Here is a 22,270-nt window from a genome sequence, read left to right as displayed (position 1 = left end):
ATAAGAAACAATGCAAGTAAAAATAGCCGATAGTTGGAAAAATATTTTAAATAATGAGTTTGAAAAACCCTATTTTATTGCACTCACTGAGTTTGTAAAAAATGAATACAAGCAGTTTACTTGTTATCCAAAAGGGAGTGAAATTTTTGCAGCTTTTGATCATTGTAATTTTGATGATTTGCGTGTTGTGATTATTGGTCAAGACCCATATCATGGTCCAAATCAAGCAAATGGATTGTGTTTTTCAGTGCATGATGGAGTTTCACATCCTCCCTCATTGGTCAATATTTTTAAAGAGTTATCAACAGATTTGAATGTCACTTATCCACAAAGTGGCAATCTTGAAAAATGGGCAAAACAAGGTGTTTTGTTACTCAATGCAACTTTGACAGTAAGAGCCAATGAAGCAGGAAGTCATCAAAAAAGAGGATGGGAAACTTTTACAGATGCTGTGATTCAACAAATTTCAAAAGAAAAAAACCATGTTGTTTTTTTACTTTGGGGTGGATTTGCCAAACAAAAAATGAAGTTGATTGATGTGACAAAACACTGTGTATTCACTACAGGGCATCCTTCTCCTTTGAGTGCAAACAGAGGCTATTGGTTTGGAAATAAGCATTTTTCCAAAACAAATAAAATGCTTGAAAATATGGGAAAACCTCTTATTGAATGGTAGGCAATAAGGTTTCGTTGAAATATGGCAACAAAATGGATTCTAAAATATCTTCAGTAATATCTGGGTAATTCATGTTATATGAAGGTTCTGAATGAATCCATTTAGCGATTTTTTTCAATCTTTTTTTCTCTAAACTCTTGATTACTGGCACTCCCATTTTTTCTAATGCTGCTGCATTGCATTGTTGTTCAAATTGATTTTTCATAGGAATCACCATCAGTTTTTTTCTTAAAAATAGGGCTTCTGAAGGAGTTTCAAAACCTGCTCCACACAATACACCTTCGCAAGTGGTAATGCTTTTGATAAAATCAAATTCGTTGATGGGATAAATCACTACATTTTTTTTGAAAATCAATTGTGTAGCATTTTTTGAAAAAACATGCCATTTTACCAAAGGAATTTCCGACAATACATCCAAAATTTTAGCATGATCATAAGAAGGCAAATACACTGTATAATGCCCTTTATTGGTTACATTGCTATATCTTATTTTTTTACGAATGATGGGAGTAAAAATGGAAGAACTGTAAGATTGGAAATGAAAACCAAATTTATATTTTGCTGGTGCATAATACTTTAAGATTAGTTTTTCAAGTGTATGTGTTCCTTTTTTTGGAGAAGAAGCTTCCAAAACGGCATTTTGATGACTTAAAGATATGCAATTTATATTTTTTAGTTTGGCAGCCCAAGCTGAAACTGGTTCAAAATCATTGATCACCAAATCATAATTTTTAACGGGCAATTGTCTAATTTCTCTAAAAAAACGAAACAATCGTATTTTTTTAATGGTTTGCCAAAAATCAATCCCACCATTTTTTCCAAAAGTATAGTTCAAACCATATAATTTGTAGGTGATAGGATAATCCATTTGAATTTCACATTCATTACCACTAATTAAAATATCAACATCCCCTTTTTCTTTTAGAATTGGAATAATCTCTTTAGCACGAGTTAAATGTCCATTTCCAGTACCTTGAATAGCATATAAAATTTTCATAAATTATCGTTTACTTGCTTGTATGGCAAACTCTTTTAAAAGTTCATCAATCATAAAATCATTTTCTTTTTGTTTCTTTTTAAATAATTTTTTTTCAGTTGGTTTGCTTTCTGAAAGAGCCTTTACAAGAGGATCTTTTGCATATTCATACAATGACCAGGCATTATTTTGATATTCTAAAGCTGTTAAATTTTCAACCCAATCACCTGAATTCAAATACATTGTTTTTCCTTTTTCATTACTTATTTCTTTCATTTCTGGTTGATGAATGTGACCGCAAATCACATAATCATATTCGTTTTCAATCGCAATCTCAGCAGCAGTTTCTTCGAAATTATTGACAAATTTGATAGCACTTTTTACGCTGTTCTTGATTTTTTTAGAAAGAGAAAGTTTTCCATATCCGAACAAATTACAAATCCAATTGATAAAAGTGTTGATAATAATGAGTGTGTCATACCCAATTCCACCCAATTTTGCCAACCATTTTGAATGTTTCATTGTGATATCAAAAACATCTCCATGAAAAATCCAAGCTTTTTTTCCGTCCAATTCTAGAATCAATTTATTCAAAATGGTAAAACTTCCCAAGTGAAACCCTTTGAATTTTCGCAACATCTCATCATGATTTCCTGTGATGTAATACACCCTTGTTTTTTTAGAAAGCATTCCTGTAATGTGTTTAATGACATTCATGTGCGATTTCGGAAAATAATGTTTGCTAAACTGCCAAATATCAATAATATCACCATTCAATATCAATACTTTAGGTTGAATTGTTTTCAAATAATTGTGCAATTCTTTAGCTTTACATCCATAGGTTCCTAAATGCACATCAGAAATCACTACATAATCCAAGTGTCTTTTTTTAATTTTTTTCATAAAATACAAGAGAATTTTGGACTTTGTACTTTGCGAACTAACAATGATTTGTTTCGCAGCAATTCTCGTTTTTTAAGAATCTTATTTAAATACAATTACCTTTTTTTTGAATTTCATCAAATGTAGTTTTGAATTGTATGTAAATTGTAAAATATTCGTGAAGAAATAGTACCGAAAACTTTATAAAATTGTATGCAAATTGTAAAGTTATTGTGAAAAAAAATCCGCAATAAGCGGATTTGTTGAATTTGAAGTTAAGAAACAAATGATGTTAAGATACATTCACTTGTTGAATTGTTGTTTGGTTGATTTGTACATTGTCTGCTAAACCACAGGAAGAAGAAGTACTTCTGCAAGATGAAAAACATACGATTCCTATAACACAAATGGCAATGAGTACAATTTTTTTCATGGATACTTTTTTTTAACGATTTAAAGATATATATTTTTTATGAATTCGTTTGCATTTTTCTTCTCTTCTAAAACGTTCAATGAGATCATTTTATTTTGAATCCTTGCAATTAAATTTTGAGTTATTGGTTTTCCAGCATTCCATTTTGTGATTTTTAACCATTCTTTGATGTCTTCCATTTTCTGCTGATATCTTGCAGATAAAATTGCAGCAATGTCATTTTTTTGTTTAAAAATCAGTGTTTCAGCATTGATGATGTTCAATACTTTTTTGACGTCTTCTAAATGATTTGCTAAAATTTCATCGCGAACAGCAATCACAAAACAAGGCCATGGAGTAGGGCAGTCGTCAATTCTTCTAAAAATACCCTCATCTACCAAAGGTTTTGTGGTGAAATGTTCCCACATAAAATAATCAGCAGTTCCGTTTTTCAAGGCATCAATTCCTCCTTGCAAATTGCCAATTTCCACAAATTGTAATGTAGAAACATCCCAATTTTGATTGTATGCATTTACAATTGCCATCAAATGTGACCCTGAACCAAATCTACTGATAGCAATTTTGGCATGTTCTAAATCTTCCATTTTTTTGAATTTGGATGATTTTTCTACATGAATTCCCCAGATTAAAGGAGATTGCACATAAGTTTGTATAATTTTAGAAGGGTTTCCTGCAGCAATATCTTTGATAATTCCTTCCGTTAAAACAATGGCAATGTCCAAACTTCCATCTCTTAAAGCCGCACACATATCACCTGTTCCACCCGAAAAATCTTTCCAACGAAGATTGATATTTTGTTGGGTATATTCTTTGTTTTTTAGGGTGATGTACCAAGGATAATTAAAATGCTCTGGAACGCCACCTACTTTTAAATCAATCATTTACGCGGTTAATTTTTCAAGAGTGTATAGTATTAATTCTGCTACTACTTTTGAAGGGTTTTTACTAAAAGTGCCATTCGCTCTGTTTGCAATAATGGCATTCATGGATACTGCCTGATGTCCCATCAATTTTGATAAGCCATAAATAGCAGCAGTTTCCATTTCTAAATTGGTAATTTTTGTTCCTTCGAATGAAAAACTATCAATTTTATGATTCAATGTTGAATCTTCAATTGGCAAACGCAATACACGTCCTTGTGGTCCATAAAAACCTCCAGCTGTGGCTGTGATTCCCTGAAAAACAATTTCTGAAGAAAGAGAATTTGCCAATTCTTGTGAATTGGAAACAATAATCGGATGCGCTTTTTTAGCACTCCATTGTGTATGTTTTACGAACGCATTTTCCATTTCTGGATGGGAAATTGACTCAATTTGATAAGAATGTAATAAACCAGTCATGTCCAATCCATGCGAACTCAACACAAACGAATCAACAGGAATATGAGCTTGCAATGAGCCAGAAGTTCCAATTCTTACCAAAGAAAGTTGCGTCAAATTTTCTTTAACTTTTCGGGTTGTCAAATCAATATTGACTAATGCGTCCAATTCGTTCAATACAATATCAATATTGTCAGGACCAATTCCTGTGGAAATCACAGAAAAACGCTTGTTTTTATAGGTTCCTGTAGTGGTTTTAAATTCACGTTTTTGAGTTGTAAACTCAATCGTATCAAAGTGTTTTGTCACTTTATCAACTCGGTCTTGATCACCAACAAGGATGATATTTGTGGCAATATGTTCGGGTCTCAAATTCAAATGATATACGCTACCATCTGGATTTAAGATTAATTCTGAGGATTCTAAACTCATTTATGTGGTGATTTGTAGGAGTTTTGAGGTATCAGTTTGATATAAAAAACTGTATTTTTTTGAGCCTCCTAAATAGGTTTCTTCGTTTCTAATTTGTCCGTAAAAGTTCAATTGTTTCTCCAATACTTCTTTCCCTTTTTTTGAAATTTTTACAGGATTGAAAGATGAAAAGAGTTTGTGAAGATTTTTAAGGTGATTTTCGTATTGTAAATCTCCAAAACCATAAATTTCGTCCTCATTTAAAAGTCTGGTAATCAATTCATTTTTAGAGGTAAATTGATATGAATTGGCTGTTTTTAAAATGTTGTTTTCCACAAAATTCAATCCATTTTCTATAGATGGAAAACGCTTTAAATGTGCTTCAATGGCGGTTGCCAAATGTTGAAATGGCGACATTGGATTGAATTTATACACGGTTTCTAATCGCAAAGGACTATCAGAGCAATACAATTGCCAAATATAATCAGCATATTCAATATCATCTTGAGTAAGCGAAACTCGGTTTTTATAATAAGTATCTATTTGTTCTTCAGTTAATAAGGTAAATGCCGTCAAATGTTGATTTTTCGATTCAATTCCTGCACCAACCAATGAAATTTGGTATCCTTGTCTGTATCTTTTGATCCAACTTAGGACAGCTAACATGTTGATTTGACAAAATAAATCGGGCTCAAACCAAAGAACAATTTCATTTTGTTCTTTCTTTTTACACAGATTTCTATACTCTTTCAGTGTAAATTCAATAAAGGTGTGCTTGTTTACTTTGTATGCGGTTTTTAAAAAATCGAAGCGGTTTTTCCAGAAGGATTCACTGCCTACATCTGTAGTTGTTTTTCCTTCGCACAACATTTCTCGCCATGTGATGAATTCGCCAGAGAATCTTAATTTTTTCAGATAGTTAGTAGTGCTATCGCCATTGGTGATGTGTAAAATTGATGCTTTCATAATCTATTTGAAACGTTATTTATACTATTAAATTGCAGTAGAAGTGTTTTTTAACCTCCTACACGCTTTACTTTAAATCCTTTTTCTTGAAGCAATTTCATGATTTTGTCACGATAATCACCTTGAATGATGATGGTATTGTCCTTAAAACTTCCTCCAACAGAAAGCCATGTTTTGATTTCTTTTGTCAAACTTTTAAAATCTTCTGAAGAACCATTAAAACCATCAATAATGGTAATAGGTTTTCCTTTTCTCTTTTCGTATTTGCAAAGTAAAGGTTCTATTTGCCACCAAAAATCATTTTTTTTAGGGCTTGTTTCTTCCTCCACAATGTGTTCTGGAAATAAGTTTTTCAGTTGATCTTTTAAATCCATTATTTTTTCAATCCTAAATCTCGTAAACGTTCGTCTAAAAATTCACCTGCAGTAATATCATCAAATTGTTTTGGGTTGTTTTCATCAATACAATTTTCCAATACATCTAATTTCATTTCCGATATAGGATGCATAAAAAATGGAATGGAATATCTAGACGTTCCCCACAATTCTCTGGGAGGATTGATTACTCTGTGAATGGTAGATTTTAATTTGTTATTGCTATGTCTTGACAACATATCACCCACATTGATCATCAATTCATCAGGTTCAGCCATGGCATCAATCCATTCTCCTTTATGGTTTTGTACTTGCAATCCTTTGCCTTGAGCACCCATTAATAAGGTAATCAAATTGATATCTCCATGAGCAGCTGCTCTTTCAGCGCCTTTTGGTTCATCCTGAATAGGAGGATAGTGAATAGGACGTAAAATGCTATTCCCGTTTTTGATATAATTGTCAAAATAAGTTTCTTCCAAACCCAAATGCAATGCCAAAGCACGCAACACATATTTGGCAGTTTTTTCTAACATTCTGTATGTTTCTTTGCCAATTTCATTGAATTTTGGCAATTCTTCTACAATCACATTGGCTGGATATTCAGCCTCTAAAGCAGGATTGTCTTCTACATATTGTCCAAAATGCCAAAACTCTTTCAAGTCACCTTCTTTTTTTCCTTTGGCAGCTTCTTTCCCAAAAGAAACATAGCCTCTTTGTCCTCCAATGCCAGGAATTTCATATTTTTCCTTAATTTCAAGTGGTAAATCGAAAAAGTTTTTTACTTCTTCATATAAATTTGCTACTAATTTGTCATCCAAAAAGTGTCCTTTTAGAGCAACAAATCCAATATTTTCGTAAGCATTACCAATTTCTTTGATAAATTTTTCTTTTCTGATAGGGTCATCAGATAAAAAATCTGCAAGATGTACGCTAGGTATAGTATTCATAAGGTATTTTGTATTTGGGCAATAAATTTAGTAAAAAAAATAAACCCATTCCTATTTTTTAGAAAAGGGAATTAAATAACTCAATGTGTAGTTAAATCCGAAACCTGTTCCGCTTTCAAAAATTCTATTAAAACCAGGAGAAAAGAGCGTTTTGAAATTATCGGGTTCTTTTACGCTCATCATTACTTTGTAAGAAACACTGGCGCTTACAAAAAAGTTTTTGAAAGTTTCAACCTTAAAACCGACCATAAATTCAGACCAATGTGCGTTTACATTGGCTGTTTCATTCACAATAATGGGATTTGCAGGAAAATAAGTATTATTTACATTGGGTGTAAAACTGTTGAGTGTTTGTTCAAAAAAGCTCAATCCGTATCTATAACCCACAAAAATTTCATTGTTCATATCCAACCAATTTTCATACGCATTGAAATTGAATCCTGCTCTTACATAAGTTCCTTTTGCTGTCGAATTTGTATAATCTTCTTGCGTTGTTTCTTCTTCAAAACCTATTTCAGCTGCAATAAACATTCGCTTGGAAACTCGGTAATCTCCCACAAATTCAATTCCGCTATAACTTCCGTCAACAGCTGCTTTGATGGGTTTACTGATGTCTATTCCTACCCGAATTCCGTAAGTTGATTTGTACACAATAGAATCATTTTTCGTGATGATGGTATCTGTTTTTTGTGTTTGCGAAAAACTTTCTACAACCACAAACAGCGCAAAAAGGCTAATGAAATATCTGAACATGGGCTGCGTTTTGGTTGTCAATAGTGGTGGTGGTAGGAGTGATGTCTGCAATCCAAGTATTGTTAGAAGTGAAGCTAACATCCGTAAAATTTACTTTAAATCCACACGAACGAGAAACATAAATTTGCGTTGGTGTATAGCGAATGGTAAATTGATTTACAGTGCTTCCTTTCGAAAAATTATAGACAGTTTCTGAGGCAATACTATTCAAAGGAATGGAAATAGAATCTAACGATTGATTTACCAAAATACTGTCTTTTCCTGATGCCCAAACGTATAAAGATTCCACAGCTTTTGGTTGTGTTCTATCATTTATATCATAAAAACGCAACACCAATCTAGGAGTTACAGGGTTTTGAGTACAAAAATCATCCTTTTCACAGGAAGCCATGAAAGTACCAAAAGCAATCGCCAATATCCACTTTTTCAAACTACTCTTCTTAATCAATTTCTTCAACTTCTACAATTTTATTGATGATGGTTGCCAATTGAAAATCCAATTCAGTAACACCACCTGCATCATGCGTTGTCAATTTGATTTCGAGCATGTTATAGATATTTGTCCACTCAGGATGATGATTCAAAGCTTCACATTCAAAGGCAATTCTGTTCATGGCAGACATACAATCTTTGAAATTGTCAAATTCAAATTCCGTATGCAAAGCGTCCTCATAATATTCCCAATCTATCAAATGAGTCAATCGTTCTTCGATTTCTAAAATATTCAGTTTTTCCATGTTTCAAAAGTAGTAAAATACTTATTGAAAAACGATTTTTACCCTTTAAATTTCATGGATTGAAATATTTTCATGGATGCTCAATACTTTTTATAAGCAAAAGTATTTCTATCTTTTTTAGCATAAAAAAACCGTACATGCTAGCAAATACGGTTTTCTTATAAAATTCTTATTATTAGTTTTTTTGTAAATATTGATACACAATTCCTGCTACAATAGCTCCTGCAATGGGAATTACTATAAAAACCCATAATTGAGATATTGCCCAATCTCCCACAAAAATTGCTTGACTAATACTTCTTGCGGGGTTTACAGAAGTGTTTGTTACTGGAATACTGATTAAATGAATCAATGTCAAAGCCAATCCAATAGTCAACCCAGCAAAACCTTTTGGAGCTTTTTCGTCTGTAGCACCTAAAATGATGATTAAAAACATAAAAGTCATTACAAATTCGGTAATCAAAGCAGCAGTCATGCTATACCCACCTGGAGAATGTTCGCCAAAACCATTTGCTGCAAAAGAGCCAATCTGTGAGCCATTTCCAGTAGCAATTACATACAAAACACCTGCTGCTGCAATACCACCTAAAATTTGAGAAATGATATATGGTAACACATCTTTGGAAGAAATTCTTTTTCCCATCCATAAACCAATGGTCACTGCAGGATTCAAATGAGCCCCAGAAACATGCCCTAATGCATACGCAATAGTTACTACAGTAAGACCAAATGCAAGTGAAACACCCACAAGACCTATACCCACTTCAGGAAATGCAGCTGCTAAAACCGCACTTCCACAACCTCCTAAAACTAACCAGAAGGTTCCTAAAAATTCTGCTAAATTTTTTTTCATAAAGTTTGATTGTTTGATTTTTTCCTACTCATTTGGCTTTTCGGTTTCGCCTTGTTTTTTAGAGTGGTTTCAAAACTCCACGCTGTAACTATCAGAAAGTAAAAAAGTTACGCATCTAAAATACATAAAAAAGAAAAACAAAAAAACTTTATTTCAACAAAAAGATGTTGTCATAAAGTCTTGATTGTAGTATGGTTTTAGTTTGATGTAAAGATTTATTGTAATTTAAGTTTTAGCAATTATTTTTAATCAAAAAAGGACTTTATAGAAATATTCTTTTTAGAGGAGTGTTTGATTAAAATCAAAATTTTTTAATGTAATTAAATTTTTAACTATTTAATTTTCAAATTAATATTGCTACATATTTTTTGATGTATTTATTAGTGTAACTTTATAATTTAATAATTTTTGCTTTGTCAAAAAGTAACCTCTAGATAAGAGGTAAGAATAATGATCCATTGCTTTAAACAATTTTTCTAGATTATTATCAAAATATTTATTATCACCAAAATATTCCCATTTTTTAGTAAGATAAATTTCAAAATTATCTTTTATATCTTTGGTTAATTCTGTTTGGTAATCTGGATTTACTAATAATTCTCTGATTCCTTTTTTTAATTTTGCTTCTAATGGATCAATTTTAAGAAAATTTGCATTTATTTTCTCAAAAGTTGTTTTATAGTTTATGAATTCCAATTCTTTTGATAACTGAATAAAAACATCATATTTGGTTTCAAATTCCTTATCGAAATTAAAAAACTGATTGTATAAATTTTCTAGATTTTGATTTAAGTTCGTTTTTTGTTCTTGATTTTTAAAGTACTTAAATATTTGAATATCATTTAATTTAATTTTTTCATTCAATATATCTATCTCTTTTTCAAGTTTTGTGAGAAGACTATTACATTCTTTTATTGTATACTTAATACCATCATAGTCAAAAGTTTTTACATCAAAAATTTTATTTGAAATTTGTTTAATAGTTTCTATATCAGCTTGTAATGATAATGCTGTATAAACAATTTCTACATTACTTTCTGAAAATAAATCCTCTAATTCTATTTTTTCAATATCTTGTTCAATGCTCTGAATTTCAAAGAATGAAGGGTTTTTATTATCATAATACCCATTGTAAAGTTTTGGAAAGGTATTTTTTTCAAATTCCTCTTTAAAATTTGATTGGAATGATTCAAAAGGAATACTTGAACTTTCTTGTGTGAAAACAATATTCTTAAAAACCTTATACGTTATCTCTTTCTGAATTTTTTCAATATCTGAAAATAATAAATTCGCAGATTCATTATCAATGCTTTTTGCAACCAATCCTGTTTTTTCAAGAATTGCAATTCTATCTTCTGTACTTGGATGTGAAGCCCATTGATCTTTAATAACTAATTTCGATTTGTTGAATTTATTTAAATCGTTTACTGATATTTGAGGTAAATTGTGTTTGATTTCTAAGTTGTTATCTTTGGCTAGAAAATTCGTTACAAATAAATGATCTCTAAATAGATTTTCAGATTTTTTATTTTCCGAGATTTTGCTATCATAAAAAGACAAAACACTATTATAAGAGTGATCCACTAAAGACATTCTAAGTAAAGAACTTTTTAATGGCTCATAACCTGTAATATTTGCTGCAATTTCATCTGCATGAAATTCCATTTCTCTTGATAAAGCCATATAACTTTTATTTACAAGACCATACATTTGGTTTAATATCCATTTGATACCATCAATAATTGTAACTGCAATGACTACGAAAATGGAAAAATATCCACTAATATTTGCCCATTTTTGGATAAGATTGTCATATTTTTCATTGTCAAACAGTAGGTTATAAATTATTTGATTCACATTGTAAACATAGCTTCCAACTTTCATTGTTTTTTGAGAAAAATGTCCGAATTCATGACTTAAAATAGCCTTAAGCTCAGACTTAGAAACACTATTTACAAGTCCTAAACCTATATGAAGGTTTTTTTTGAGAGGAAAAAACATACTCCAAAAACTGGAATCATAAAATACTGAAGCATTTACTTCAGAAGAAATATACACTTTTTTCGGAAAATTAGTTTCAACTTCATTTACCAAATCTTCTATAAGTTTAAAAAGTTTAGGTTCATCATTTTTTTTAATTTCAGTAAGGTGTGAACGATCAATTTTATGTGATTTGAAAATGAATTTAAGTAAGAAAAATAAAACAAGAATTCCTAAACTAGCTAGTCCTATACCTAAAGCTAAAGTTATTATTCCAGGCATTGATACCATGAACATTATTCCTGCATAAACACATAAAACAGTTAATCCAATCGCAAAGACTAACATCAGTAAATATGTGAATATAAAATAACTTATCGCAATTATTGCTTTGGTAGTTTGAGTTTTGAACTCGGCAGATACTTTTATCTCTTTCATTGATAGTGGTTGTTATTTGAAATCAAACACAAAATTTTGTATAAGATATATTTCAAAATTTGAAAAACGAATCTAATAAATAAAAACGAAAATAAAACCTATCAAATAAAAAATTCAAGCAATTTCAACTAAACTCAAAAAAAAATATAATGCATTTTAAACACAAAAATTTATTTTTCATAACAGAAGTGTCCAATGATTTTATACCTAAACAGGCAGTCCTCAAGAACTTGTCCTGCACCAATGTTGTGAACAATTAAATATCTTTTTCCATCAGTTGATTTTTTTCTTGTCACAATGCCAATATGAGTTATTCCACCACCTAAATTCCAACAAACAATATCACCAGGCAAATAGTCCTTTGGATTTGTTGAAATAGATTTTATTTTCAATAAATAGAGTGCTCATGCCTTTAATCACTAGTTATCAATCCTTTTCATGCACATATTCTAAAATATCTCCTGGTTGACATTCCAACACATTGCAAATGGTTTCCAAGGTGCTAAAACGGATGGCTTTTGCTTTTCCTGTTTTTAAGATGGAAAGGTTTGATAAGGTCAACCCAACTTTGTCCGAGAGTTCATTCAATGACATTTTTCGCTTTGCCATCATGACATCTAAATTTACAATAATTGCCATCGTTTATACCGTTAAATCATTTTCATTTTGAATATCCACTCCTTTTTTGAAAATAGTAGCAATGATATAAATCACAGCACCCATCAGAATAAAAGCCCTACTATCTTCCCAAAATTGATTCAAACTATGAGTAGCAAAACCATAATGAATTAAATTTTTAGCGAGTTGTTTGCCAATAAGGCTCAAAAATCCAATGGACAATGTGTAATAGCTGAGTTGCAAAATTTGTTCTGAAACAAAATCACTGAATGGTTTTGTCAAATCCATTTTTAGCATCAATTTGATGACAATGTAAAATAAGTAGGCTTTTAAGAATGAAATGACAAGAATAAAACTATAGATTCCGAAAAAAGCCATCTGACTTTCTTGATACATATCCGTTAAATCTAATTTTTGATATAAGTTTTGCACCATATCAGGTTTGAATAGACTAAAAAAGAAATTGACAAGCAAGCCACCTGTTTCAATGCATAAGCCTACAAAAATAATCCATGCTACTACCTGTAAGCTGATAAATACGAAGTTGTTTGTTTTTGACATACGGTTAAATGATTAAAATTAATGTCGCAAACATAGGAAATAATTATTGATAAACAATAAATAAAGAATGAAAAACAAAAAATAATAACCTATTTAGAAACTATACATAGGATTAGACGTCTCAATGATAAAGTTATGATACTTATGGTACAATAAATGCTTGTTTCTAAAAAAGGAGAGGTTTAGAAAGAGGCTTATCGTTTTTATAAGAATGGCTTTTAAAAATGTTAAAAACCTAGATCTTTAAGGTTAAAAAAAATACTCAACAAGTGAATTGTAAAAAATTATTACAGTCAAAACAAACTTTCTTTAGAATTAGGTGTCTAAGTAGCAAGTCACCTAAATAGTATAATGATGAAATACGACCATTCTTTTTTATATACTGCTATTTTTTTAGCAGTTTTTGTGTTCTTTTCTTGCAGCAAAGAAGAAATTTATGAGCCTATTGTAGTGAGTGAATTGAATTTACCAACCACTCCTTTTGATTATGTAAATCTCAATTTACCAAGCCATTTTACGACGAATGTTCCTGGGCAACCATTGCCAACATCTATCAATGGTACAGACAATACGCCTGCAACCAATCCAATAACTAATGATGGAGCCACCCTAGGTAGTGGCTTTTATGAAAACGTTGACAGACAATTCAGTGAGCAGTGAGACAAAATGGAGCAATCCGTTTAGATAAATTAAGACTTGAGTTGTTTTAGTCACCCTCTTTGATTGGCTTCGTTAATTAAAGAGGGTTTAAAGATTTTAATAGTAAATATTATAGACAACAATCATTTATCATCACTATCTTTTTGAAAATCAATATACTTTATTGTTTAATTTTTAATGATATAGACCACATAATATTAGGTTTACTTTAGGACTCCTTGCAAAACTGCCTCATCATTTTACAGCATTCTATAAGACTGAATGACTTCACAATTTTTTGATCAACGGATTGATTAAAAAAATTTTTTACTTCAAAAAATGATGTACATTTATGGACGAATTCACTTATGAACACATTCAATGACAGATTTCTTTCAGCACTTATTACACGAATTTGAACTACCTTTAGGAAATCCTGTGCTTGTTTTTTCATTGATTCTTTTCATCATTTTATTATCTCCCATTTTATTGCGAAAATTGAACATTCCAGGGATTATTGGCTTGATTATTTCTGGAGTTGTAATAGGGCCTTATGGCTTGAATATCCTTGAGAAAAATGCTGCCATTGAGCTTTTTTCAACCATTGGGTTGCTCTATATCATGTTTATTGCGGGTTTAGAGCTAGACATGAATCAGTTCAAATCCAATAAAAACAAAAGTTTGTTATTCGGATTTTTCACCTTCTTTTTTCCCTTATCTATTGGATTTCCTGTGTGTTATTACTTTTTGGCACTCGATTTTAATGCTAGTTTGTTAACCGCAAGTATGTTTGCTACGCATACCCTTGTTGCATATCCTATTGTAAGTAAATTAGGAATTTCTAAAAATGAAGCAGTTGCCATTACAGTAGGAGGAACTATTTTAACAGATACAGCTGTGCTGATTATTTTGGCTGTAATAGTAGGAAATAGTGAAGGAAACATTTCTTCGGATTTTTGGATTCGATTGATTGTATCGCTGTCTATTTTTTCAACAATAATGTTTTTGATCATTCCCAGAATCGCAAAATGGTTTTTTCAAAAACTAGAAAGTGAAAAACATTCTCATTATATTTTTGTCTTATCAATTGTATTTTTAGCCGCATTTTTAGCTGAAGTTGCTGGAGTTGAACCTATTATTGGCGCATTTGTGGCAGGATTGGCATTGAACAAACTCATTCCTCATTCTTCTGCATTGATGAATCGCATTGAGTTTATTGGGAACTCTTTGTTTATTCCTTTTTTCTTGATTAGTGTTGGAATGTTGGTCGATATGAGCGTAATCATCAGTGGTCCAACAGCATTGATTGTTGCAGCAACGCTTTCCTTAGTTGCATTGTTTGGAAAATGGTTTGCAGCATTTTTTACACAGTTGGTTTTCAAGTATTCTGGTGCGCAAAGACAACTCATTTTTGGATTGAGTAGTGCTCATGCAGCAGCTACCTTAGCCGTTATTTTAGTGGGATATAAAGCAAATATTTTGGATGAAAATATTTTAAATGGTACCATTATTTTGATTTTAGTGACTTGTATTGTAGCCACATTTGCCACAGAAAAAGCAGCCAAAAAAGTGATTATAGAATCCGAAGATGACAATTCAGGATTATTACCTGCCAATTATTACAACAATGAACATATTTTATTACCAATTGCCAATGTAGAAAGCATTGAAAAACTTTTGGAGTTTTCGATATTTATTAAAAACAAAAAATCACCAAATCCAGTCTCAATTCTATCAGTTGTGACCAATAATGATGAAGCAGAAGTCAATATTTTAAAAGCAAGAAGCAAGCTCGAAGAATTTGTGAAACAAGGTTCAGCTTCCGAAACGAAAGTATCCGTAATTACTACGATTGATTACAATCCTGCAAGTGGGATTGCGAGAATTTCAAGAGAAATTATGGCAAACATTATTGTTTTAGGATGGCCTAAAAGCGCTGGATTTATTGATAAAATAATAGGAGAAAAGGTGGATACTATTTTGAATAATACCGATAAAACTACCTTTATTTGTCACCTAGAGAAGCCATTGGTTTTGCACAAAAGAATCATCATTGCAGCTCCACCTTTAACTGAATTTGAAAATGGATTTGAACACTGGCTTACAAAAATCACAAAATTAGCCCAAGAATTGAGTATTCCAATCATCATGTATTGTGCTGATGATACTAAAAAATCAATTCAAAAAGTTTTTAAAAAGTCCAAATTATTTGCTGAAATTACCTTCATTTCGTTTGATGATTGGGATGATTTTTTGATACTTTCTCGAAATATCAAAGAGAATGATTTTTTTGTATTGGTTTCTGCTCGAAAAGGCGCAACTTCTTACATGCCTGTTTTGGATAACCTTCCCACAAAACTCGATAAGCATTTTTCAGAAAATAGTGTCTTGCTAATTTATCCGCAACAATATCATCATAATTTTGGAAGCGAGCAATATGAAGATATCAATACTTCTTCCATCAACTTTGGGATAGAAAAAATTCAAAGAATAAAGAAAAACATCGGTATTATCTTCAAGAGAGATGAAAAGGAAACAGTTGATTAAATAGCAAATTATAAAAATTGATATTTCGTTAATCGTAATTCTCCAAATTTATGAAGGAGATTTTGTTCAAATGCCCATTTCAAATCCCTACTTGCTGTTGGTGCAGATATATTTTTAAAATGCTGCATATACTCTTTTCTGCTAAACGTATTTTTACCTATTTTCTCTTTAAATAGTTCCACTCTATTCTCTGTAAAAAGTGTTACTGATTGGGATTGTAAAAGTCCATCTAATGAAGCTGAAATAATTTCCAACATATACTCAATAAATGGGGTTGAATTTCCTTTTTTATCGGATTCGGATAACTTGCTGTAATACTCGCTTTGCTTCTGTTTGATAAGTGATTCAACGGGTAAAAACTCAAAAACAGGATATTGTTGCATAAGAATTAAAGTTTGCCACAATCTGCCCATTCTTCCGTTTCCATCTAAAAATGGATGGATAAATTCAAATTCATAATGAAAAACACAACTTTTGATTAAGAGTAAATCGTTATCTTTTTTAAGATATTCAAAAAGGTCTTTCATCAATCCGTTTACCATTGTACCATTTGGTGCAATATGTTCTATTTTTGAACCTTTTACAATACCTACATTGGTAGTTCTTAATTTTCCAGCCCCGATATTTTCGGAATCAATCAAGCCATTCATTAGAATAGTGTGTGCTTTTTTTAAATCTTTTAGTTGGAAAGGATTAAAAGTATTGAGCTGTTCGTATACTTTTATAGCATTTTGAACTTCTAGAATATCTTTTTGAGGTGCTATGACTCTTTTATTTTCTAATAAAGCTGTGATTTGTTCTTCGGTCAACGTATTTCCCTCGATTTCTAAAGAGGATTGAATAGTTTTAATTCGGTTCTTTTTTCGTAATTCGGTAGCAGGTTTGTATAAATGGCTAGCATTAATTTCTCCTATCTTTTCTGAAATAGAGGCAACTAATTCTAAAATTTTATTGGTAATAGTATAAGGTGGTTTCACTTATGATAGTATCATTTGATAGTATCACAAAGATATGAAAATATAATTTTAAACAACTTACAAACGGTTACCTTACTTTCCAATACAAAAGTTTGAAAAAATATGTCCTAAAATGTCTTTATCCACATCATATTCTCCAGTAATTGTTCCTAAATGACGCAAACATTCGCGGATATCTATAGAAAATAAATCCGTTGAAATCTCTCTATCAATGCCAATTTGAACAGAAATAATGGCTTGCAACGCATTGTTCAAGGCTTCAAAATGGCGAGAATTCGTAACAATGGTTTCGTTATTGCTCAAGGCACCCAAATTCACTAAAGAGGTCAATTCTTTTTTCAAAGCATCAATTCCTGTTTTATTTTTGGCAGAGAGTAAAATTACATTTTCAATTTCTGAAACTAATGAATTGGCTTCTTCTTTAGAAATCAAATCTGATTTATTAGCAATAACCAATAAATGTTTATTTGGAAAACGAGTTTTAATAATTTCAATTTCTTCTTTTCTTTTTTCTTTCCGCTCTATTCTTGAGTCAATGATATAAATGATCAACTGCGCATTTTCGGCTTTTTCGTAGGCTTTTTTGATACCGATTGTTTCTACCAGATCTGTAGTTTCGCGAATTCCAGCAGTATCAATAAATCGAAAAGCAACGCCTTCAATGATGATTTCGTCTTCAATGGTATCTCTAGTAGTACCAGCAATTTCGGATACAATGGCTCTTTCCTCGTTTAAAAGTGTATTCAATAGCGTTGATTTCCCTACATTAGGTTCACCAATAATAGCCACTGGAATTCCATTTTTTAGGGCATTCCCAACAGAAAAAGAATCAATCAAACGCTTTAAAACAACTGTTATTTTAGAAACCAATTCTCTGAATTTAGTACGGTCAGCAAACTCCACATCTTCTCCAGAAAAATCGAGCTCTAATTCTATCAAAGCTGCAAAATCGAGCAATTTTGCACGTAAATCTTTCAATTCATTGGTAATGCCACCTCGCATTTGTTGCATTGCCATTTGATGACTTGCAGCAGAATTGGAAGCGATGACATCTGCTACAGCTTCAGCTTGCGATAAATCCATTTTTCCATTTAAAAATGCGCGTAAGGTAAATTCTCCAGCATCAGCCAATCTGCAACCATTTTTTAGAAATAATTGAATAATTTCTTGTTGAATAAAAGTAGATCCATGACAAGAAATTTCTACTACATTTTCACCTGTATATGAATTAGGATTTTTAAAAATTGACACTAAAACTTCATCAATAATATGTTCTTTATCAACAATAAAGCCCAAGTGAATGCTATGCGTTTTTTGATTTTTTAGTGATTTATTTTTTCGAACTGAAGTGAAAAACTGGTCTACAATGTCAATTGCTCTTTCTCCTGAAAGTCGAATTACAGCAATAGCACCAATTCCTGATGGTGTTGCCAACGCAATGATAGTGTCATTTTGAATCATATTGCAAAAATACACAAAGATTATTCAGAATTTCCATGAGTAATTTTTGTTTTTCTGATGATTCATAAGATTTTAAAAATATTTTTATTCATATTTGTAAAACATTTACATTAAAAAATAAATATGACAGAGGATAGACAACTTTTGATGCTTACTCATTTAAGCCAATTATTGGATTTTGTATCTGGAATTGGGGGATTTGTAGTCCCACTCATTTTATGGATTCTAAAAAAAGAGGAGGTTTTAGGAATGGATTTTCACGGAAAAGCGATTTTAAATTTCCGTATTTCAATGTTTTTGTATGTTTTAATTTGTATTCCTTTTGTTATTTTCTTTGGACTCGGATTTATCGGACTGATTGTTTTAGGGATTTTTTATTTGATTTTTCCTATAATCAATGCTGTAAAAGCGAGTAATGGCGAAATGATTCATTACCCTTTTTCTATTCAATTTATAAAATAGTTTTTTAAACACTATACATTTTTAATGACATCCTCATACTCATAAAAAAAAGCTTCTAGTTTTGACATCTTTTCGACAAAGAATTCATAACAAGCTCTCCAAGTATTTTTGTTGTGAATGTTGAATTTTTCCTCAAATGGGACATAAATCCGATGTATGATTTTTCTATTTTCCAATTCATAGGCATCATTATAAATTACTTCAGGAAGTTCAGCTTCTAACAAAGATTTTAAGGAAAGTAATTGATCATAATACAACAAATTCATCAATTCATCAGTATGTTCAATGTCCAAACAAATCATTGCTTCTTTTTTATCAGCTACAAATTTGAGTGCAACTCCTTTGATTTTTGTATTGTATAATAACCATTTTCTTGGAAAAGATTTCCCGAAACTTGTCCAAAATTCCTTTCGTAAAAGTGCTGCTTCTTCCTTTGAAAACATCGATTTTTTTAGGCTATAAAGATCAATATCGAAATTAAAAGGGCTAAAATGTAGTAGAAATATTTGGCAATTTTTAAGATTTCTTTTCTATTATCAGAGAAAAAACTAGTTGAAACGATGTCGCTTTCATCACTGATTTTAGGATCAGTCAACATATTTACAAATTTTGATAACACAAATCTATTCCAAACGAAAGTGATCGCAAAGATTATTGATATGTTTATAATTGTTATCAAAGCAAATATTTATATGCAAATATACAAAATTACCCGTGAATTTTAGCAATTGTTCCTCTAACTTTCATCATTTCAGCTTCATAATTCAATAAAGCATGCCATTTTTTATCTACAATTTCACGGTCTTGATATTCACGTGCAAATTGTAAAAAAGTAGTGTAATGATTTGCCTCAGAAATCATTAAGTTTTTATAAAACTTTTTCAATTCTTCATCTTCCATGTTTTCGGAAAATACTTTAAAGCGTTCGCAACTTCGAGCTTCAATCAATGCAGCAACTAATAAACGTTGAATCAAAGCATCTGTTCTATCTTTGGTTTTTGGAAAAAATTTTTGCAGTTGCACAGCATAATCATTTTTTTGTTCTCTGCCCAAAACCATGCCTCTTTTCACCATTAATAAATGCACCATTTTAAAATGTTGCATTTCTTCAATCGCAATATTGCTCATCTCCTTGACAAGTTCCGTTTCTTCGGAATAATTAATGATGATAGAAACCGCGTTTGATGCTGCTTTTTGTTCTAAAAAAGCATGATCAGTAAGTATTTGTTCTAAATTATCTTTGGCAATTTCTGCCCATGAAGTGGTAGTTTCGAATTGTAAACCTAACATGTTTTTGTATTTTTTGCACTATTCATTGCAAATTTAAGTTGATTCTTAAAATTCTAACTGATTTTACTTGAATTTTTTAAAAAATGTGATGTTTTAATTTTTATCAGTCACAAACATTCTTATTTTTACGATTAAATAGTATCTTAACTATATGTTAGAATTAGCTGGAATTATTATCTTAGGAATATTGGCGCAATGGGTTGCTTGGAAATTTAAAATCCCTGCAATTCTTCCATTAATTTTAATTGGATTATTTGTTGGACCTATTGCTGCAACTTATATTACTGAAGATGGTTCAAAATGGATTGAACCCATTTGGAATGGTGAAAAAGGACTTTTTCCAGGAGATTATTTATACAATTTTGTGTCATTGGCCATTAGTATTATTTTATTTGAAGGAGGCTTGACATTGAAAAGAGATGAGATTAAAAACGTAGGACCAGTCATTACCAAATTAATCACTTTAGGTGCAGCTATTACTTTTTTTGGAGCAGGTATTGTTGCTCATAAAATTTTTAATTTAAGTTGGGAACTTTCTTTTTTATTTTCGGGACTAATCATTGTTACTGGACCTACAGTAATCACACCCATTTTAAGAAACATTCCTTTAAAAAAAGACATCTCAACTGTTTTAAAATGGGAGGGAATTTTAATAGATCCTATTGGAGCTTTAGTAGCGGTTTTAGTTTTTGAATTCATCACAGTTGGTGGTGAAAGTGGATTTACTAAAACAGCATTTATTGAGTTTGGAAAAATTTTGTTATTTGGAACTACTTTTGGATTTACGTTTGCGCATGCATTGGCTTATGTAATCAATAAAAAAATGATTCCTCATTATTTATTAAATGTTGCCTCACTTTCAACAGTACTTTTAGTGTTTGTAGAATCAGAACTTTTTGCTCACGAATCTGGATTATTGGCAGTAGTTGTAATGGGAATGGTTTTAGGAAATGGCAAATTGAAAAACATCAAAGAATTGTTGTACTTTAAAGAATCTTTGAGTGTTTTATTAATCTCAATTTTATTCATTTTACTAGCAGCAAACATGAATATTGAAGAGTTAATGCTTTTATATTCATGGAAAACATTGGCTTTATTTGCGATTGTTGTTTTTGTAATTCGTCCTCTTGCTGTTTTTGCAAGTACCATCAATTCCAAGCTAAAATTCAATGAAAAAATCTTTATAAGTTGGGTAGGACCAAGAGGAATTGTGGCTGCAGGAATTGCTTCTTTATTCGGAAGTAAGTTATTGAAACAAGGTGTTGAAGGTGCAGAATACATCACTCCATTGGTTTTTATGATTGTTCTTGGAACCGTACTTTTAAATGCTACTACAGCTCGATTTTTTGCCAGAATTGTTGGCGTTTTTCTAAAAAAATCAAATGGAATTTTAATAGTTGGTGCTTCAAATCCAGCAAGATTGATAGCAAGTTATTTGCGCGATAAAGGCAAGCGAATTGTAATTATTGATTCCAACAAACATTTTATTGAGCAAGCTTTGCAAGACAATTTAGAGGCGTTGAATGTTAATATTTATGATGATGAATTGACTGACAATATCGAGTTGAATGATGTGGGTTATTTAATTGCATTAACCGCAAATGATACTGTAAACAAACAAGCTTTAGAAAATTTTTCTGAAGTTTTTGGTGAACATGGTTCTTTTAAAATTGCTTCATCTACTGAAATTAAAGAAGCTACAGTCGAAGAAAAATTACACTTTTTCACACCAAAAGATGATTATATTAATTTAAGTGAAGCTTACAGAGAAAACCCTGTAATTCATCAAGTAAAAATTAAAGATGAAAAACAGTATAAGGAGGTTTTAAATTTACTCTACCAAGAAGAAAAATCAATTCCACTTTTTATTGAAAAAGGGTCAGGATTGTATTTAATTACTGAATACGAGAGAGATAAATTACCTAAAAAAGAGTTAATTATATCTTATTTAGGTAAGAAAATTGTGTAAG

Annotated in this window: 23 protein-coding genes and 1 pseudogene; 5 read left to right on the top strand and 19 right to left on the bottom strand. The window is 31.0% G+C overall.

All coding sequences use genetic code 11. The annotated features are described in order from the left end of the window. Positions 1-10: 10 nt before the first annotated feature. Positions 11-676 carry a uracil-DNA glycosylase gene (locus IU405_RS09060; RefSeq protein WP_197438290.1) on the top strand — a complete coding sequence of 222 codons (666 nt, stop codon included), beginning with the start codon at positions 11-13 and terminating at the stop codon, positions 674-676. Here the strand turns inward: IU405_RS09060 and IU405_RS09055 are convergent. The 15 genes and pseudogenes from IU405_RS09055 to IU405_RS08985 all read right to left on the bottom strand — a co-directional run bounded on the left by IU405_RS09055 (position 663) and on the right by IU405_RS08985 (position 12,924). After that, positions 663-1,673 carry a glycosyltransferase family protein gene (locus IU405_RS09055; RefSeq protein ID WP_197438289.1) on the bottom strand — a complete coding sequence of 337 codons (1,011 nt, stop codon included), beginning with the start codon at positions 1,671-1,673 and terminating at the stop codon, positions 663-665. The genes IU405_RS09060 and IU405_RS09055 overlap by 14 nt on opposite strands. A gap of 3 nt (positions 1,674-1,676) precedes the next feature. Further along, the gene (locus tag IU405_RS09050; protein WP_197438288.1) at positions 1,677-2,555 is read right to left on the bottom strand and encodes a UDP-2,3-diacylglucosamine diphosphatase; all 879 of its coding nucleotides are present in this window, start codon (positions 2,553-2,555) and stop codon (positions 1,677-1,679) included. Between the two features lie 432 nt (positions 2,556-2,987). Beyond that, positions 2,988-3,848 carry a substrate-binding domain-containing protein gene (locus tag IU405_RS09045; protein WP_197438287.1) on the bottom strand — a complete coding sequence of 287 codons (861 nt, stop codon included), beginning with the start codon at positions 3,846-3,848 and terminating at the stop codon, positions 2,988-2,990. Beyond that, the gene (locus IU405_RS09040; protein WP_197438286.1) at positions 3,849-4,718 is read right to left on the bottom strand and encodes a nucleoside phosphorylase; all 870 of its coding nucleotides are present in this window, start codon (positions 4,716-4,718) and stop codon (positions 3,849-3,851) included. It lies immediately after the preceding gene. Then, a complete protein-coding gene (locus tag IU405_RS09035) occupies positions 4,719-5,663 on the bottom strand; it encodes a DUF1835 domain-containing protein (RefSeq protein ID WP_197438285.1) in 945 nt (314 codons plus the stop codon). A gap of 50 nt (positions 5,664-5,713) precedes the next feature. Beyond that, positions 5,714-6,037: a translation initiation factor gene (locus tag IU405_RS09030; RefSeq protein ID WP_197438284.1), complete on the bottom strand. Its 324-nt coding sequence runs from the start codon at positions 6,035-6,037 to the stop codon at positions 5,714-5,716. Beyond that, entirely contained in the window at positions 6,037-6,984 is a 948-nt protein-coding gene (locus IU405_RS09025) for an isopenicillin N synthase family dioxygenase (protein WP_197438283.1), read from the bottom strand. Before IU405_RS09025 ends, IU405_RS09030 begins: the two co-directional genes overlap by 1 nt. A gap of 51 nt (positions 6,985-7,035) precedes the next feature. Further along, positions 7,036-7,737 carry a DUF6048 family protein gene (locus IU405_RS09020; RefSeq protein ID WP_197438282.1) on the bottom strand — a complete coding sequence of 234 codons (702 nt, stop codon included), beginning with the start codon at positions 7,735-7,737 and terminating at the stop codon, positions 7,036-7,038. After that, a complete protein-coding gene (locus IU405_RS09015; RefSeq protein ID WP_197438281.1) occupies positions 7,718-8,167 on the bottom strand; it encodes a DUF6452 family protein in 450 nt (149 codons plus the stop codon). The genes IU405_RS09020 and IU405_RS09015 overlap by 20 nt, the downstream gene beginning before the upstream one ends. A 10-nt stretch (positions 8,168-8,177) precedes the next feature. Beyond that, entirely contained in the window at positions 8,178-8,474 is a 297-nt protein-coding gene (locus tag IU405_RS09010) for a 4a-hydroxytetrahydrobiopterin dehydratase (RefSeq protein ID WP_197438280.1), read from the bottom strand. Between the two features lie 175 nt (positions 8,475-8,649). Next, positions 8,650-9,345: an aquaporin Z gene (aqpZ, locus tag IU405_RS09005; RefSeq protein WP_317193364.1), complete on the bottom strand. Its 696-nt coding sequence runs from the start codon at positions 9,343-9,345 to the stop codon at positions 8,650-8,652. A 339-nt stretch (positions 9,346-9,684) separates the two neighbouring features. Further along, complete coding sequence (locus IU405_RS09000) at positions 9,685-11,745, bottom strand: M48 family metalloprotease (protein WP_197438278.1); 2,061 nt, start codon at positions 11,743-11,745, stop codon at positions 9,685-9,687. A 170-nt stretch (positions 11,746-11,915) separates the two neighbouring features. Then, positions 11,916-12,113, bottom strand: a pseudogene (locus IU405_RS08995) (DUF1287 domain-containing protein); the annotation flags it as partial. Between the two features lie 58 nt (positions 12,114-12,171). Continuing rightward, complete coding sequence (locus IU405_RS08990) at positions 12,172-12,384, bottom strand: helix-turn-helix domain-containing protein (protein ID WP_197438277.1); 213 nt, start codon at positions 12,382-12,384, stop codon at positions 12,172-12,174. Positions 12,385-12,387: 3 nt separating this feature from the next. After that, positions 12,388-12,924 carry a DUF2975 domain-containing protein gene (locus IU405_RS08985; RefSeq protein WP_197438276.1) on the bottom strand — a complete coding sequence of 179 codons (537 nt, stop codon included), beginning with the start codon at positions 12,922-12,924 and terminating at the stop codon, positions 12,388-12,390. Positions 12,925-13,278: 354 nt separating this feature from the next. On the opposite strand from IU405_RS08985, the gene IU405_RS08980 reads away from it, so the two are divergent. Both IU405_RS08980 and IU405_RS08975 read left to right on the top strand, forming a co-directional pair. Next, positions 13,279-13,584 carry a hypothetical protein gene (locus IU405_RS08980; RefSeq protein ID WP_197438275.1) on the top strand — a complete coding sequence of 102 codons (306 nt, stop codon included), beginning with the start codon at positions 13,279-13,281 and terminating at the stop codon, positions 13,582-13,584. Between the two features lie 360 nt (positions 13,585-13,944). After that, positions 13,945-16,110 carry a cation:proton antiporter gene (locus IU405_RS08975; RefSeq protein WP_197438274.1) on the top strand — a complete coding sequence of 722 codons (2,166 nt, stop codon included), beginning with the start codon at positions 13,945-13,947 and terminating at the stop codon, positions 16,108-16,110. 8 nt (positions 16,111-16,118) lie between these two features. Here IU405_RS08975 and IU405_RS08970 read toward each other — a convergent pair whose 3' ends face one another. After that, positions 16,119-17,087 (bottom strand): Fic family protein, encoded by a 969-nt coding sequence (locus tag IU405_RS08970; protein ID WP_197438273.1) that lies wholly within the window; start codon positions 17,085-17,087, stop codon positions 16,119-16,121. A gap of 72 nt (positions 17,088-17,159) precedes the next feature. Further along, entirely contained in the window at positions 17,160-18,548 is a 1,389-nt protein-coding gene (gene mnmE / locus IU405_RS08965; protein ID WP_197438272.1) for a tRNA uridine-5-carboxymethylaminomethyl(34) synthesis GTPase MnmE, read from the bottom strand. A 123-nt stretch (positions 18,549-18,671) separates the two neighbouring features. Between mnmE and IU405_RS08960 the strand changes: the two genes are divergently transcribed. Then, on the top strand, positions 18,672-19,010 hold the full coding sequence (locus IU405_RS08960) for a DUF4870 domain-containing protein (RefSeq protein ID WP_197438271.1): 339 nt from the start codon (positions 18,672-18,674) through the stop codon (positions 19,008-19,010). Between the two features lie 11 nt (positions 19,011-19,021). On the opposite strand, the gene IU405_RS08955 is transcribed toward IU405_RS08960, so the two are convergent. After that, positions 19,022-19,453, bottom strand: a complete 432-nt coding sequence (locus IU405_RS08955) for a DUF4268 domain-containing protein (protein ID WP_197438270.1) — start codon at positions 19,451-19,453, stop codon at positions 19,022-19,024. Positions 19,454-19,718: 265 nt separating this feature from the next. Then, positions 19,719-20,300, bottom strand: a complete 582-nt coding sequence (locus IU405_RS08950; protein ID WP_197438269.1) for a tRNA-(ms[2]io[6]A)-hydroxylase — start codon at positions 20,298-20,300, stop codon at positions 19,719-19,721. A 151-nt stretch (positions 20,301-20,451) separates the two neighbouring features. Between IU405_RS08950 and IU405_RS08945 the strand changes: the two genes are divergently transcribed. Beyond that, positions 20,452-22,269 carry a cation:proton antiporter gene (locus tag IU405_RS08945; protein ID WP_197438268.1) on the top strand — a complete coding sequence of 606 codons (1,818 nt, stop codon included), beginning with the start codon at positions 20,452-20,454 and terminating at the stop codon, positions 22,267-22,269. Position 22,270 lies beyond the last annotated feature (1 nt).

It is taken from the genome of Polaribacter sp. BAL334 (assembly GCF_015767435.1).
Lineage (GTDB): Bacteria > Bacteroidota > Bacteroidia > Flavobacteriales > Flavobacteriaceae > Polaribacter.
Note: the sequence above shows the minus strand (reverse complement) of the source record. Positions and strands in the feature narration are given on the sequence as shown.

Coding starts and splice junctions, on each gene's coding strand:
- IU405_RS08990 (WP_197438277.1), bottom strand. CDS start 12,384: ATGGCAATTATTGTAAATTTAGATGTCATGATGGCAAAGCGAAAAATG.
- IU405_RS09040 (WP_197438286.1), bottom strand. CDS start 4,718: ATGAGTTTAGAATCCTCAGAATTAATCTTAAATCCAGATGGTAGCGTA.
- IU405_RS09000 (WP_197438278.1), bottom strand. CDS start 11,745: ATGAAAGAGATAAAAGTATCTGCCGAGTTCAAAACTCAAACTACCAAA.
- IU405_RS08955 (WP_197438270.1), bottom strand. CDS start 19,453: ATGTTTTCAAAGGAAGAAGCAGCACTTTTACGAAAGGAATTTTGGACA.
- mnmE (WP_197438272.1), bottom strand. CDS start 18,548: ATGATTCAAAATGACACTATCATTGCGTTGGCAACACCATCAGGAATT.
- IU405_RS09035 (WP_197438285.1), bottom strand. CDS start 5,663: ATGAAAGCATCAATTTTACACATCACCAATGGCGATAGCACTACTAAC.
- IU405_RS09025 (WP_197438283.1), bottom strand. CDS start 6,984: ATGAATACTATACCTAGCGTACATCTTGCAGATTTTTTATCTGATGAC.
- IU405_RS08950 (WP_197438269.1), bottom strand. CDS start 20,300: ATGTTAGGTTTACAATTCGAAACTACCACTTCATGGGCAGAAATTGCC.
- IU405_RS09030 (WP_197438284.1), bottom strand. CDS start 6,037: ATGGATTTAAAAGATCAACTGAAAAACTTATTTCCAGAACACATTGTG.
- IU405_RS08945 (WP_197438268.1), top strand. CDS start 20,452: ATGTTAGAATTAGCTGGAATTATTATCTTAGGAATATTGGCGCAATGG.
- IU405_RS08980 (WP_197438275.1), top strand. CDS start 13,279: ATGAAATACGACCATTCTTTTTTATATACTGCTATTTTTTTAGCAGTT.
- IU405_RS09050 (WP_197438288.1), bottom strand. CDS start 2,555: ATGAAAAAAATTAAAAAAAGACACTTGGATTATGTAGTGATTTCTGAT.
- IU405_RS08985 (WP_197438276.1), bottom strand. CDS start 12,924: ATGTCAAAAACAAACAACTTCGTATTTATCAGCTTACAGGTAGTAGCA.
- IU405_RS09045 (WP_197438287.1), bottom strand. CDS start 3,848: ATGATTGATTTAAAAGTAGGTGGCGTTCCAGAGCATTTTAATTATCCT.
- IU405_RS09055 (WP_197438289.1), bottom strand. CDS start 1,673: ATGAAAATTTTATATGCTATTCAAGGTACTGGAAATGGACATTTAACT.
- IU405_RS09060 (WP_197438290.1), top strand. CDS start 11: ATGCAAGTAAAAATAGCCGATAGTTGGAAAAATATTTTAAATAATGAG.
- IU405_RS09010 (WP_197438280.1), bottom strand. CDS start 8,474: ATGGAAAAACTGAATATTTTAGAAATCGAAGAACGATTGACTCATTTG.
- IU405_RS08960 (WP_197438271.1), top strand. CDS start 18,672: ATGACAGAGGATAGACAACTTTTGATGCTTACTCATTTAAGCCAATTA.
- IU405_RS08975 (WP_197438274.1), top strand. CDS start 13,945: ATGACAGATTTCTTTCAGCACTTATTACACGAATTTGAACTACCTTTA.
- IU405_RS09020 (WP_197438282.1), bottom strand. CDS start 7,737: ATGTTCAGATATTTCATTAGCCTTTTTGCGCTGTTTGTGGTTGTAGAA.